At 44.0% G+C, this 13585-nt stretch carries 12 protein-coding genes and 1 riboswitch; of the genes, 2 read left to right on the forward strand and 10 right to left on the reverse strand.

Annotated features, from left to right (window positions below; all coding sequences use genetic code 11):
• Positions 1-39: 39 nt before the first annotated feature.
• A complete protein-coding gene (locus QZ995_RS10560; RefSeq protein ID WP_301806420.1) occupies positions 40-2301 on the reverse strand; it encodes a DNA topoisomerase III in 2262 nt (753 codons plus the stop codon).
• Positions 2302-2509: 208 nt separating this feature from the next.
• On the opposite strand from QZ995_RS10560, the gene QZ995_RS10565 reads away from it, so the two are divergent.
• Both QZ995_RS10565 and QZ995_RS10570 read left to right on the forward strand, forming a co-directional pair.
• On the forward strand, positions 2510-3430 hold the full coding sequence (locus tag QZ995_RS10565; RefSeq protein ID WP_301806422.1) for an NAD(P)/FAD-dependent oxidoreductase: 921 nt from the start codon (positions 2510-2512) through the stop codon (positions 3428-3430).
• A 1-nt stretch (position 3431) separates the two neighbouring features.
• Entirely contained in the window at positions 3432-3908 is a 477-nt protein-coding gene (locus tag QZ995_RS10570) for an NUDIX domain-containing protein (RefSeq protein WP_301806425.1), read from the forward strand.
• Positions 3909-4111: 203 nt separating this feature from the next.
• On the opposite strand, the gene QZ995_RS23830 is transcribed toward QZ995_RS10570, so the two are convergent.
• The 9 genes from QZ995_RS23830 to QZ995_RS10615 all read right to left on the reverse strand — a co-directional run bounded on the left by QZ995_RS23830 (position 4112) and on the right by QZ995_RS10615 (position 13142).
• A complete protein-coding gene (locus QZ995_RS23830) occupies positions 4112-4195 on the reverse strand; it encodes a putative holin-like toxin (protein WP_366919693.1) in 84 nt (27 codons plus the stop codon).
• 373 nt (positions 4196-4568) lie between these two features.
• A complete protein-coding gene (locus QZ995_RS10580; protein ID WP_301806428.1) occupies positions 4569-5819 on the reverse strand; it encodes a M20 family metallopeptidase in 1251 nt (416 codons plus the stop codon).
• Between the two features lie 24 nt (positions 5820-5843).
• Positions 5844-7037, reverse strand: a complete 1194-nt coding sequence (locus QZ995_RS10585) for an amidohydrolase (RefSeq protein ID WP_301806431.1) — start codon at positions 7035-7037, stop codon at positions 5844-5846.
• Positions 7038-7091: 54 nt separating this feature from the next.
• A complete protein-coding gene (locus QZ995_RS10590) occupies positions 7092-7391 on the reverse strand; it encodes a DUF3899 domain-containing protein (RefSeq protein ID WP_301806434.1) in 300 nt (99 codons plus the stop codon).
• Between the two features lie 198 nt (positions 7392-7589).
• Positions 7590-9206 carry a peptide ABC transporter substrate-binding protein gene (locus QZ995_RS10595; RefSeq protein ID WP_301806437.1) on the reverse strand — a complete coding sequence of 539 codons (1617 nt, stop codon included), beginning with the start codon at positions 9204-9206 and terminating at the stop codon, positions 7590-7592.
• A 32-nt stretch (positions 9207-9238) separates the two neighbouring features.
• Complete coding sequence (locus tag QZ995_RS10600; RefSeq protein WP_301806439.1) at positions 9239-10228, reverse strand: ABC transporter ATP-binding protein; 990 nt, start codon at positions 10226-10228, stop codon at positions 9239-9241.
• A gap of 2 nt (positions 10229-10230) precedes the next feature.
• On the reverse strand, positions 10231-11244 hold the full coding sequence (locus tag QZ995_RS10605; protein WP_301806442.1) for an ABC transporter ATP-binding protein: 1014 nt from the start codon (positions 11242-11244) through the stop codon (positions 10231-10233).
• Between the two features lie 14 nt (positions 11245-11258).
• Positions 11259-12212 (reverse strand): ABC transporter permease, encoded by a 954-nt coding sequence (locus QZ995_RS10610; protein WP_301806445.1) that lies wholly within the window; start codon positions 12210-12212, stop codon positions 11259-11261.
• A 3-nt stretch (positions 12213-12215) separates the two neighbouring features.
• Positions 12216-13142: an ABC transporter permease gene (locus tag QZ995_RS10615; protein ID WP_301806449.1), complete on the reverse strand. Its 927-nt coding sequence runs from the start codon at positions 13140-13142 to the stop codon at positions 12216-12218.
• A 182-nt stretch (positions 13143-13324) separates the two neighbouring features.
• Positions 13325-13426, reverse strand: a riboswitch (SAM riboswitch).
• Between the last annotated feature and the right edge of the window lie 159 nt (positions 13427-13585).

Raw genomic sequence — 13585 nt, forward strand, 5'->3', positions numbered from 1 at the left:
TTCTTTCTTGTTTGTTACTTTGTCTTCTTTTATTCTTTTCTACTCAGTAGAATATAACGCTTCTGTAATCTTTTTCCCTTTCGGTGCTCTTGCGTTTGGTTTTTTATACTCCTTAGCATTCGAAGAAGCTGTTTTTGCTTCAAATTCAAATTGAAATTGAGCCTTCTCGATATCCCATTTCAAATAGGCATCAAAAGTCTTGTCACCTTTTTTAAAGCCTTTTATTAATCCGCTTTTTCCTTGCTCCATCAGTTTTTTCACATTGGTGGCAGACAAGGATTTGCCAAGTAATTTTTTCGGCAAAGTGATTTTACACCCCGTCTTGTTATACTGATCACAGCCATAGAAATTCCCTTTATCTACAATCGAGCCCCTACATCCAGCACAAACCGCTATCTTTTTCCCTACCGTAAACTTAGATGCTTGCTTAGGCATCGCTTCGATATCCATGCCGGAAAAATCCCATGTAGCGGATTGCTCGGAAGCATCCTGAACAATCTTGTGGGCTAATTTTTTGACTTGCTCCATAAACTCCTGCGCCGAAGCCTGTCCCTGTCCAATTTCCGCCAACCGTTGTTCCCAGCGAGCCGTCATCTCTGGAGAGGCAAGAATCTTATCTCCAATGGCATCAATTAATAAGCTCCCCTTCTCTAGGGCAAATACTTGGTTTTTCTTCACCTCGATGTACTTGCGATCCTTTAACATTGTAATAATACCCGCTCGTGTAGCCTCCGTACCGAGTCCCTCTGTTTTAGACAAAACCTTTTCCCACTCGCTATTCTCTAAATGCTTGCCTGCGGTTTTCATTAGCGTAATTAATTGACCCTCTGTATAGCGTTTCGGCGGTTGTGTTTTGCCTGCTTTGACTTTTACACGGCTTACCTTCCCTGTTTCATTTTTTTCAACAGGCGGCAGTAGCTTTTCTTCATCTTTATCCTTGTCGTCCTCTTCCTGACCTTGAAATAACACGGTTCGCCAGCCTGCTTGCACCTGACATTTTCCCTTACTGATAAAGGTTGCTCGCCCATCCACCAAGGTAGTAATCGTAGTATAGTCAAAAATCGCCGGCTCATAATGAGCAGCGATCAGACGGCGTGCCACCAAATCATAGATATGGCGTTCGTCATTAGAGAGCTTGTCCAAATGAGGCACTTGCTCTGTAGGTATAATAGCGTAGTGGTCTGTTACCTTCTTCTCATTTACATAGCGTTTATTATTTGCTACTGAATGGATTGGTGTAGGAAAGAATGCTTGAAATTCCTTCTTTTTAGCCAGCTTGGACAAAATTTCTGGAAAACTCTTGGCTTCCCCTGGTGTAACAAAGCTGGAATCGGAACGGGGATAAGATAAAAACCCCTTCAAATATAATTGTTGGGCTACATCCAACGTCTTTTTAGGCGAAAACTTAAAAATCTTATTAACGGTTGCCTGTAAGGATGAGAGATTAAATAGGAAGGGTGGTAAAAATTCCTTGCGTTCTTTCTTAACCTCCTGCACACTAGCAGGCTTTTTCTCACAGAATTGAGCTATGCGTGCAGCCATTTGCTCGTCAAACAAGCGGGATTCTCCTTCCTTTTGCCAAATCCCCTCATATTTCTTTCCTTCTATGGTAAAAGAAGCAATCACTTCCCAGAATGGCTCCGATTTGAAATTAGCAATCTCCTTTTCCCTTTTCACAACCAGGGCCAGAGTAGGAGTCTGTACACGTCCTGCAGAAAATACGTCCGAAACACCCTTTTGCTTAAAGAGAATCGTATAGATCCGCGAAGCATTCATACCAATGAGCCAGTCTGCACAGGAGCGACTGTACGCCTCATAATACAGATTACGAGTGTGTGTTTCATCTAATAAATGCTCAAATCCCTCCACGATTGCGCGGTCCGTCAAGGAGGAAATCCATAGCCTTTTCATTGGTTTTTTTACACCAGCAAGCTCGATAGCCGTACGGATAATGAGTTCACCCTCACGCCCTGCGTCACCCGCATGAATGATTTCTGTGACATCTGAGCGTTTTAGCAGTTGTTTAATGATCGTAAACTGCTTGGCCTTTGATCTCATTACCTGATAGCGAAAACGTTCCGGTATCATTGGCAGTGTCTGAATGCTCCACTTTTTCCACGTAGGATTGTATTCTTCTGGTGGAACTAATTCGCAAATATGTCCGACAGCCCAAGTCACCAAAGCTCCCTGTGGAAATAAACGGTGCGGAGCGATTTCAATATATCCTTGTTGTTTTTTATGTGCAAATGGGCTGGAGAGCTTTGAGGCCTGATCAGGTTTTTCAGCAATAATGACTTTCATGTAAACGGCTCCCTTTTATCAATAGCTTTATTCTTCTGATCTAGTAAAAAAACTGTTTTCTAGTTTACCGTGTTTTGCCTGCTTAGACAATCTCATTGTAGGAGGAATCCATGGTGGTTTTAGGGGCATGGTTGCTTAATGTATCCCCCAGAGCAGTGATATTTGTTATAATGAATAGAAGCAACCATCTTAGCAAGAAGCGGGGGAAATGAAATTGAAACATGTTCAAGTGCTGATCGTCGGCGCTGGGATGGCGGGTATTTCCACTGCGATTTGGTGCAAACGGCTTGGGATTTCTTGCCTCGTGATAGAACAAAGCGATACGCTTGGCGGTCAAATTCACTATATTCATAATCGCATTTGGGACCTTCCCCCCAAACTATATGCAAATGGAGAGGAATTGCTGACGGACTTACGTGAAGGTGTGCAGGTGTTGCAAATCCCTATTCGCTATCAAGAATGCGTACGCAGCATTGATTATCAAACCAAAATTATACATACAGATCAAACCTCTTATCAGGCGGATTATGTAGTTGTTGCCACAGGAGTGAGTCCTGTTCACCTGCCACAGCTTGCAGAGGTTCCTGCTCATGTGTTAGGACCAGAGTTTTCCACATCCTCGGGGGCTCATTTATTAGATCAAAAGGATATTCTAGTGATCGGCGGTGGAGATCGTGCCCTAGAAAGTGTTTGTAATCTGTCCGCCTACGCGCATCATATTTGGCTTGCCGTCCGTAAATCTCAATTTCGCGGCAGACAAGAATGGGTACAAAAAGCCACTTCACTGCCTAACGTGACCATTTGGATGGAAACGGAGGTAAAAGGGGCACAATCGGAAGGCAATAGATGCTCTGTCCAAATACAAACGGACAGCCAAAAGACACACCGCTTGCAGGTTGACTGGATTTTACCTCGCGTTGGTATCTCTGCAAATAGTAACCCGGTGGCCGAATTAGTGGATAAAACGGGCGGATTTCTAACGGTTGACGAGCATCTGCGCACTGCTCATGAATGGATATATGCCATTGGAGACATTACAAACGGAAGCGATTATGCTAGTCTTTCACTTGCCATCGGTCAGGCTATGAAAACAGCAAAACACATTGCTTTACATGCCAAGGAGGCCTAACATGGACACTTTTTACGATACGACAGGTGTACCTATGACGTTAAGCTTTGACCCGGCTGAATTTCGGGAGGAGCAGGCTAAGCACGTTCTCGTCTTTCCTTTTTATCAAGGAAAGCTTTTATTCACGATCCATACCAAACGAGGATATGAGCTTCCCGGAGGAAAAGTAGAGCCTGGCGAATCAAGCATTGCCGCTGCCATTCGAGAGACATACGAAGAGACAGGCTATCACTTATCCGCCATCAAAAAAATCGGTCAGTATACGGTCGGAGATTCGATTGTGAAAGATATTTATGTAGCAGAGGCGGAACGACAGGTCGCTACTATTATAGAAGGATCGGTTGGCGGGGCATTTATCAGTGATAAAATTCCAACGGCCGAGGAGTTGCGTTCTGATGAGCGATATAGCGCTTTTGTAAAAGACGATGTCTATGCACTGACCATCGCTCATTTACGTGACTTAGGCTATATCAAATAATCTAAGCGCAACGTCTTTTCAGGACAGGCTTAGTCACCTTGTCCCTTTTGTGTTAAAATGTAGTTACTCGCATATGGTAATATAGAAAAAGCCGTGAGTGTTGCCGCACTCACAGCCTTCTACAATAGTTGATTCTCTTCGGTGAATCAGCTCATCAGCTATAGACAAGAAATGACCTCCTGTGCTTTGTGCAAAGCATGAGGTCATTTCTTTTTCAGGTAGGTTAACAAAGCTATCAGGAACATCCCAAACATAAACATCAGGGACAGCGCTTGATAAACCTCCATGTTCTCACCCCCTCCGGCATCTCTTTTCTAGGGGTGAGCCGACCACTTTTGAGATAGGAAGCTATTGTAGTAGGAAAATTATAACATATCCCCGTCACAACAGGATTACATTTCTTAGTATTTTTTGAGGAAATTTATTTTTGCGAAATTTTCACCTGAATTGGCATCAATGTTAACAGAATCAAATCTTAACAGCCTTGTTTCGTGGTGGAATAGAGAATTGATCTTGCATTAGCGATATACAGCACCATTTTCTTCCCTTCATCTTATCATCCAGCTTTCTAAAAAACAGTACGAAATTGTAAAAATATCCCCTATGCTCTTCCACTTTTAGCGCCACTTGACAAAAAAAGCAGGAGCTTCCCCCAGTCGCTTACGACTGCAGAGCTAGCTCCTGTTTTCGTTGAAAGAATTCCTGTTTAATCTCTGTCAGCACAGCCTCATTCGTCATTAAGGTAAAACCCGTCAAAGCCAATACCTTAGCGCCAACAATCAGCGCCGCGTCACCCTCTGGGGATTTGGCTGCTTCGCGAAACGCATCTGTATGACAGACCAGCTCTTCTGGCCCTATTTTAATATAAGGATGAATGGTTGGGACCACGTAGCTGATGTTACCTGCATCGGTAGAGCCGAGTCCCGCCTGATGACGCGTATCTACCAGATAACCAAAACGTTCCATATGTGCTTGAAACACCCCGTCAAACGTTCGATTAAGCACCATATCATCTACTTCATTTTGAAAAGCAATAATATTGACAGTCGCACCTGTCATACATGCCGCTCCTTGGGCAATCTCCTTGATTCTTTCTGTCACTTTCAGGCATCTGTGACGCGTTGCCGCACGAATATAGAATCTTGCCTTAGCATATTCAGGTACAATATTAGGTGCGTCTCCCCCATGAGTAATAATTCCATGAATGCGAACATCAGCAATCACATGCTGACGAAGAGCATTGATCCCATTGAACAAATGTATAACAGCATCTAGAGCGTTGATCCCTTCTTCTGGTGCAGCCGCTGCATGAGCCGCCTTGCCAATAAACTCGAAATCAAGAGGGATGACAGCAAGGGTTGTCCCCGTAATACGATTGTGGCTAAATGGGTGCACCATCATACATGCGTCGATTCCTTTCAGCAAATCATGTTTAACAAAGCTGCCTTTTGCACTGCCGTTTGGACCGCCCTCCTCGGCCGGCGTTCCTAGTACTACCACCTCTCCACCAGTCTCTTGGAGGGTTTCACCCAATGCAATGGCTGCAAGCACACTTGTTGTGCCAATAATATTATGTCCACACGCATGGCCTAGACCTGGCAGGGCATCATATTCAGCTAAATATCCTATCCTAGGTCCTGTTTTCTCCCCCATCTTTTTACGTGCAAGAAACGCTGTAGGATGACCAGCTACCCCTTTTTCAATCTGAAAGCCCGCCTCTTCTAATAATGCTGTTAACACCCCTTGTGCATACACTTCCTCATTGCCGATCTCTGGATGCTCATGAATTGCATGACTAACAGAAATAAATTGCTGCTTGTTTTGTTCTACGTAGGTAATGATTCTATTTTCCAGCTCTGACGGAGTGAGCTCCGTCCCCATCTGGACGGCCTTTGTCTGATCTGCTCTCATCATAATCCACCTGCTTCATTTTGCTTAGTTTTCTACACGCTCATACACCAGTTCACCATTGATAAAAGTCTTTTCTACTTTATTTTGTATATGAAACGGATGTCCGCTCCAGATAACCACATCAGCATCCTTGCCAACCTCCAAAGAACCGACACGGTCTTCTACGCCTAGATGCTTGGCAGCTTGCAGTGTAATAGCTTGCCATGCTAACGCTTCATCCAAACCATCGCTTACAGCGTGCGCTACACTGGTTACTAAGTACTCGATACCTACTACAGGATGATCTGTGGTAATGCTAAAAGGTACACCTGCTTCTGCCAAGGCAAGATGTGTATGAAAGCCTTTATCTGCTAGCTCAATTTTGGAGCGTGAGGAAAGAGTAGGACCCACGGAAACACGGACCCCTTTTTCTAATAAGAAATCGGCGATTTTATGTCCCTCTGTGCAGTGCTCGATTGTGATTTCAATATTAAATTCCTCTGCTAAGCGAAGTGCTGTTACAATATCATCAGCACGATGAGCATGGGCACGCAAGGGAATCTCTCGCTTCAGCACCTTTACCAGATTTTCAAGGCCTAAATCACGCTTCACGGCCCCTTCTTTTTCTTTAAATTCCAAATATTCTTGCGCCCTTATAAATTCTTGGCGAAACAATGCAGCAGTCCCCATCCGTGTAATAGGTGCCTTGTCCTTAGCGCCAAAGACACGTTTGGGATTTTCACCAAAAGCTGCTTTCATTCCAGAGGGCTCTCGAACAATCATGTGATCGACAATCGTCCCTGCCGTCTTTAGGACAACCATCTCGCCACCGATCACATTAGCGCTGCCCGGCATGGATTGAACAGTTGTTACACCCGCTTTTCGAGCCTCAAGAAAGCCTCGCTCAAAAGGGTTAATTCCATCTAATGCTCTTACATAAGGTGTCACCGGCGAGCTCGTCTCATTGTAATCATGCCCTTCTCTTCCGATCCCCTCCTCATGAACGCCAAGATGGGTATGTACATCAATGAGTCCCGGTGTAACATACTTTCCTTCTGCATGGATTGTAACGGACTCCTTGTATAGCTTTTTTAGCTGATTGATTGGCTCTGCAATCTCTTCTGTTTTACCTACCGCCTTAATTTTTCCTTCTGCCAATAAAATGCTGCCTGAGTCAATTTGTTGCCCATCGCCTAAGATGATTGTAGCGTTTGTAATGATTGTTACTGCTGCTGACATATGTATACTCCCCTTTTCGTTACGTATTTTGCTCTATTCATTGCCGATATGGTGTCATGACAACTGGATGCCAGCCCAAATCAGAGATAGGATGATCAGAAGCATCCCTGCCACTAACAGGAGCGCCATCAGTTGTCTTGCTCGTTTTCGTTTCCATTCTTGCAGGTTTGTATCCCCAGAAAGCTGTTCGTCAATTTGCTGAAGTGCCTTTGACTTTTTAAAGAGAGTGCTGCCCACTAGATAAAATCCCTTCATAAACGTGGCAAAAAAATCGCTTACCCATACATAAATAATCGCTCCTCCCAGCACTAGGAGTAAGCCTGTTAGAAACAGCGCATCCATAATCGTATCCATCGCAATCTCCTTCACTGGTGAAGCATTTATCTTGCTGGTATTTGGCTGAACCTTACATTTGCTATTATATTGCTTCATAGCTTTTTGAGCATACGTTTTCTATAAAAAAAAGAGGGTCTGCTCCTCTTGAGGCAGGAGCAGACCTAAGATGTCAGGTATACGTATAAAAGCATTTACTCTAGTAGCCAGCCTTACCTGCTACTCTGCTACTTTTTTAGCCCAACGCAAGTCTGGATTCTTATATACGCTGTACGTGACGTCCTTCAAGGTTTTGGTATTTAAATAGTTCTGTGAATAGAAGAAGAGTGGTAGGACAGGCAAGTCTTGCATGAAAATATCTTCAGCCTCATGTAGGTATTGATTACGTTTTGCTTCATCTTGCTCTACCTTAGCTTTTTCCATTAACTCGTCAAATTTTGGGTTTACCCATTTCGCTTGGTTATTCGGACTCTCGCCTAGATAGTAATCAAGCATTGCAACAGGATCAAGGAAAGAACCAATCCAGCCCATGCGAGCCATCTGGAAGTTACTTTGTTTGTAGGTATCAATGTAGGTTTTCCACTCTTGGTTTTCCAGTTTCACATCGACGCCAAGATTATTTGTAAGCATTTGTTGCAAAGCTTCGGCTACCTTTTTATGGTTTTGCGCATTATTGTACTTCAATGTGACCGCAGGTAGTTTACTCCAGCCCTCTTCCTTCATTCCTTCAGCTAAAAGCTTCTTCGCTTCAGTTGGATCAAACGTGAAATAGGTTGGCTTTTCTTTACGGAAATCAGCACCATCCGTTTTAACACCCTGTGGCACATAAGCGAATGCTGGTGTTTCGCCTGCCTTAGTCACATTCTTCGTTAATTGATCACGATCGACAGCTAAGGCAAAGGCGCGACGGATTTTAGCATTTGTAAACGGCTCCTGCGTCACATTAAAAGTATACAGATAAGTCCCAAATTTAGGTAGACTCACATAGTCCGCATTGTTCTTTTCTTGTTCGATCGCATCGATTGGCAACGTATCAATGATATCTAGCTCGCCTGTCTTGTACATTTGGTAATAAGTAGTTGCATCTGGCACCATTTTGAAATGCAGTGTATCCATGCTGATATTCGATTTGTTCCAGTAGGTTTCACTCTTTGTTAGCGTTAATTGACTGTCATGTTCCCAGCTAGTTAATTTATAAGCTCCATTAGATACGAGGGTAGTTGCTTCTGCTACCCAATTTTTATTTCCTTCTACAACCTTCTGATTTACAGGAAAGTAGACATTATTCATCATTACTTTTGGGAAATAGGAAGTAGGTGCATTCAGCTCCACTACCAGTGTTTTGTCATCTGTTGCCTTTACTTTTACATCTTCTACCTTACCTTCTCCTTTATTATAAGCCTCTGCACCTTTTATGTAATACAGATAAAATGCATTAGTAGCCCCCGTCTCTTTATCTAAGACACGCTTCCAGGAGTATTCAAAGTCCTTGGCTGTCACAGCATCGCCATTAGACCATTTCGCATCGTCACGAATGGTGAAGGTATAGGTTTTTCCATCTGGAGAAATGTCTACTTTTTTAGCAGCCCCTTCTACCACATTTCCTTCTTTATCAAAGGCATACAGCCCCTCGTAAAGATGATCAATAATCCAAAAGGATTTCGTATCCGTCGCAATGGCAGGATCAAGTGAATATGGTTCACCTGCCAAATTTGCTGTTAATTCCTGTTTAACACTAGTTCCTGCTTCAGGGGTTCCTGTTTGATTTCCACAAGCAGTCAGAGCTGGTACTAGGAATAATAGAATGGCTAACGCTGGCGATAAAAATCTTTTCACTGATGGTTCCTCCTCGTTATCTCTCTCTTTTCTCAATGGTGTAAGTAGCAAGCCGTCCAATGATCCGGCTTCACCTCCCTCCACTCTGGTTTAGCTTCTCTGCAGATCGGCATTGCAACGGGACATCTGGTTGAAAACGGGCATCCGGCTGGTGGCTGCAACGGACTTGGCAGCTCACCTGTTAACACGATACATTCTTTCTGTGCCTTTTTTGCTGTAGATGATACTGGAATCGCCGACAACAAGGCTTGTGTGTATGGATGAAGCGGCTCCTGAAATAATGTCTGACTGTCTGCAACCTCCATCATTTGACCTAAATACATGACACCGATTCGATCGCTGATATGCTTCACCATCGCCAAATCATGTGCGATGAATAAATAGGTTAATCCTCGTTCCTGCTGTAAATCCTCTAATAAATTGACAATTTGTGCCTGAATCGAGACATCTAAAGCAGAAATAGGCTCGTCTGCCACAATAAAGGTAGGCTCTACTGCTAAGGCTCGGGCTATCCCGATTCGCTGTCTCTGTCCCCCGCTAAATTCATGCGGATATCGTTTTGCATGTTCTGGCCGCAAACCTACTTTTTCTAAAAGCTCATAAATACGCTCTGTACGTTTATCCCCTTTCGCAATGCCATAAGCGTCCATCCCCTCTCCGATAATGTCACCTACCCGCATACGCGGATTTAAGGAGGAGTATGGGTCTTGGAAAATCATTTGCATATTCCGATTGAATTCAAGCTTTTCCTGCCGACTATAGGTGGTGATGTCTTTCCCTGCAAAGTGAATTTGTCCATCTGTAGGCTGATACAACCCGACCGCTGTGCGTCCCAGCGTGGATTTCCCGCTTCCGCTTTCTCCCACCAGACCAAAGGTTTCGCCTACTTTAATAGACAACGTAATGTCGTCGACCGATTTCACTGTTTGGCCAGATCCTAAGGAAAAGTATTTTTTTACATGACGTAATTCCAATAAGGCTTCAGATTCCTTATCTTCTGCAATCTCTAGGCTTCGCACCATTCTTACGCCCTCCCTGCTACTTTCAATTCTTGTTGGCGTGGAGCCCTTGGGTCATGCAGCCAGCAGCTCGCCTGATGTGTAGCTGAAATTGCGGTGGGCTGCGGGAGATGATTCACGCAAATTTCCATCGCATATGGACAGCGGGGGGCGAATGGACATCCTTTTGGCGGAGCAAATAAATCTGGTGGTGCTCCATCAATCGGGACTAATCTATGCTTCCCGGCCTGTTCCAGCTTTGGCGCCGAGTCTAATAGGCCTTTTGTATACGGGTGTCCCGGCGATTCAAATAACTCATCGACTGTCCCTGTTTCTACGATTTTGCCAGCATACATCACCACCACCCGCTGAGCTACTTCTGCAACGACTCCTAAATCATGCGTAATCATAATGATCGAAGTATTGGTTGTTTGTTGTAATTCAAGCAGCAAGTCAAGAATTTGTGCTTGAATGGTCACGTCCAATGCAGTTGTTGGCTCATCAGCGATCAATAGCTGTGGATTACAGGCAATCGCCATCGCAATGACGACCCGCTGGCGCATTCCTCCCGAGAATTCATGCGGATACTGATGATAGCGCTTCTCTGCTTCTGGAATTCCCACTTGCCGCAACAGATCAAACGTTTTTTGCTGTGCTGCCTGTCGGGAGAGACCCTGGTGCTTTAGTAAGCCCTCTGCAATTTGCTTGCCGATTTTCATCGTAGGATTTAGTGATGTCATCGGATCTTGAAACACCATGCCTATTTTAGAACCCCTGATCTCCTGCAATTCCTTTTTAGACAACCCTGTCATTTCCTGTCCAGCAAAGCGAATAGAGCCTTCCGCCCTAACACCGCTTCCTGCCTTAACCATTCCCATGATTGCCTGCGCTGTAACTGATTTGCCACAGCCGCTCTCACCGACAATGGCTACCACCTCTCCTTTGTCCACATAAAACGAAATCCCACGAACCGCCTTAACCTCACCGCCATATGTCGCAAACCCAACTTCCAGCTCGTTTATCTCCAGCAAATGTTCCATGGTGATCCCTCCCTCTACTTTTTGCTTTTAGGATCAAGTGCATCCTGCAAGCCATCTCCGAAAGCATTAAAGGCAAACATGGTTAGTGAAATTAATAAGCCCGGAAAAAACAGTCTCCACCACTGGCCATTTAAAATCACCCCTATGCCATCATTAGCCATTGTTCCCCAGCTAGCACTCGGTGCTTGTACCCCCAGACCTAGAAAGCTTAAAAAGGATTCAGCAAAAATAGCCTGCGGTATCGTAAAAGTCAGATTCACGATGATAATTCCCAGGGCATTTGGCAGCAGATGTTTCCAAATAATGTTGGCGTGTGAGGTTCCTAGCTTTTCGGCAGCTAGTACAAACTCTTGCTGTTTTAGCTGCAATACCTGACCACGTACCAAACGGGCCATGCCAACCCAGCCTGTAACGGAAAGGGCAATAATGATAGTGGACAGTCCCGGCTCTAGCACCACCATCAATAAAATCACAACCAGTAAATAAGGAATGCCGTACAAAACCTCGACAATACGCATCAGGATGCTGTCAATACGATCCCCTAGCCTACCCCGTCCTGCCATATAACCCGAGACTCCGCCGACAGCTACGCCAATCAATAAATCGATGGTTGCTGCGAGACAGCCGATAAAAAGAGAAATCTGTCCACCTGCCCAGGTGCGCGCCCACATATCTCGTCCTAAATCATCTGTCCCAAACCAATGAGTACCCGAAGGCTTGAGATTTCCAAGAGTCAAATCTTGCTTTTCTGGACTGAAAGCTACTAGATGCGAGCCGATCAGCGATAGAATGACCACAAGGGTTAATAAACTGAAACCAAGCATTGCCAGCTTGTTTTGCATGATTTTTCGCAGCATTTCTTTTCCATAGCTTAGACTGGGGCGGTCCATCTGATGCTTCTCAAAAACTCGTTTATCCACAGGCTGAAAAAGATGATCTTGTTCAGAATGGAGTGAAGATTGCGCCATTTGTTAGTCCCCCTTGCTCGTTAGCTTAATTCTTGGGTCCACCAGTCGGTATGACACATCGATCAAAAACAACGACAAGATCAGGACCGTGCTATAAAAAACCGTTGTTCCCATCACAACCGGGTAATCACGATTAAAGATGCCATCTACGAAATATTTTCCAATACCTGGAATAGCAAAGATTTTTTCAACCACAAACGTACCTGTAATCAGCGCTGCAAACAACGGCCCGATAAAGGTTAAAACCGGTATCAAGGCGTTTCGAATGCCGTGCTTTACCACGATTGCAAACATAGGTAACCCTTTTGCCTCGGCCGTCTTCATGTAATTCTGGCTAAAAACCTCAAGCATGCTAGCCCGAACAAAGCGGGCGATGATAGCCATAGGACCGACCGCTAATGTAACAGACGGCAGGATTGAATGTTTCCATGATCCCCAGGAGGCAGCCGGCAAAAGCTTCCACTCAACTGCAACTAATTTGATTAGCAGTGGAGCCAGAATGAAGCTTGGGACGGAAATCCCTATGATCGCAATAAACATCGAAACGTAATCTAACCATTTATTATGATAAAGGGCTGCGATAATTCCTAAGGAAATACCAAGTAACAAGGCTAAAAATAGCGCTTGCAGACCTAGTGTTGCCGATACAGGAAATCCAGAAGCAATCAATGTATTTACATCTCGTGATTTTGATTGTATGGAAGGTCCTAAATCAAACTGAGCCAAATCCTGCAAATATAACAAATATTGCTGTGCCATTGGTTTATCCAGATTATATTTTTCCCGCATATTTTGGACGACATCAGCCGGCAGCATTTGCGAATCTGCAGCAAATGGATCACCCGGTATAAGATGCATTATGACAAAGGTTAGTGTCACAATAATCCATAGTGTTATAAGCATGGTGCCTATTCTTTTTAACAGATACATACTTAAGTTCCCCCACTTTTCTCTAATACCTTATTTTTATATCGGAATACTTGGTTATATGCTTGCAAGGATACATTTTTTCCTCTATGACCGCCCTTTGTGATTTGTTTGTATGTGAAAAACCTATGCAAAAAGCCCTTCTCTCTAAGAAGAAGGGCTCCATGTCTATGTATCTGCCATTCTCCTTATCTCTCAGAAATACTTCTGCTGGATTTAGCACCTTTTGAATGAATCAAGGTTGCCGGGTTTCATAGGGCCAGTCCCTCCACCGCTCTTGATAAGAAGTTGTATAAAATTATCGGATTCAATTTATAAATTATCATATCATCGTTACTTGAAATGTCAATAGAACAAGCTTTGTTTTTACTTTTGTTTATTTTTGTTAGCAGTAATTTTTTTATATAGAAATAGTAGAATACAAAAAAACCTCCAAATCTGGAGGC

Origin of the sequence: Brevibacillus laterosporus, from assembly GCF_030489605.1 — a bacterium.
Taxonomy (GTDB): domain Bacteria; phylum Bacillota; class Bacilli; order Brevibacillales; family Brevibacillaceae; genus Brevibacillus_B; species Brevibacillus_B laterosporus_E.

Bases quoted from the DNA above. Each gene is read 5' to 3' on its own strand.
- QZ995_RS10585 (WP_301806431.1), bottom strand. From the start codon at position 7,037: ATGTCAGCAGCAGTAACAATCATTACAAACGCTACAATCATCTTAGGC.
- QZ995_RS10590 (WP_301806434.1), bottom strand. From the start codon at position 7,391: ATGGATACGATTATGGATGCGCTGTTTCTAACAGGCTTACTCCTAGTG.
- QZ995_RS10610 (WP_301806445.1), bottom strand. From the start codon at position 12,212: ATGGCGCAATCTTCACTCCATTCTGAACAAGATCATCTTTTTCAGCCT.
- QZ995_RS10615 (WP_301806449.1), bottom strand. From the start codon at position 13,142: ATGTATCTGTTAAAAAGAATAGGCACCATGCTTATAACACTATGGATT.
- QZ995_RS10600 (WP_301806439.1), bottom strand. From the start codon at position 10,228: ATGGTGCGAAGCCTAGAGATTGCAGAAGATAAGGAATCTGAAGCCTTA.
- QZ995_RS23830 (WP_366919693.1), bottom strand. From the start codon at position 4,195: ATGGAGGTTTATCAAGCGCTGTCCCTGATGTTTATGTTTGGGATGTTC.
- QZ995_RS10570 (WP_301806425.1), top strand. From the start codon at position 3,432: ATGGACACTTTTTACGATACGACAGGTGTACCTATGACGTTAAGCTTT.
- QZ995_RS10605 (WP_301806442.1), bottom strand. From the start codon at position 11,244: ATGGAACATTTGCTGGAGATAAACGAGCTGGAAGTTGGGTTTGCGACA.
- QZ995_RS10565 (WP_301806422.1), top strand. From the start codon at position 2,510: ATGAAATTGAAACATGTTCAAGTGCTGATCGTCGGCGCTGGGATGGCG.
- QZ995_RS10580 (WP_301806428.1), bottom strand. From the start codon at position 5,819: ATGAGAGCAGATCAGACAAAGGCCGTCCAGATGGGGACGGAGCTCACT.
- QZ995_RS10560 (WP_301806420.1), bottom strand. From the start codon at position 2,301: ATGAAAGTCATTATTGCTGAAAAACCTGATCAGGCCTCAAAGCTCTCC.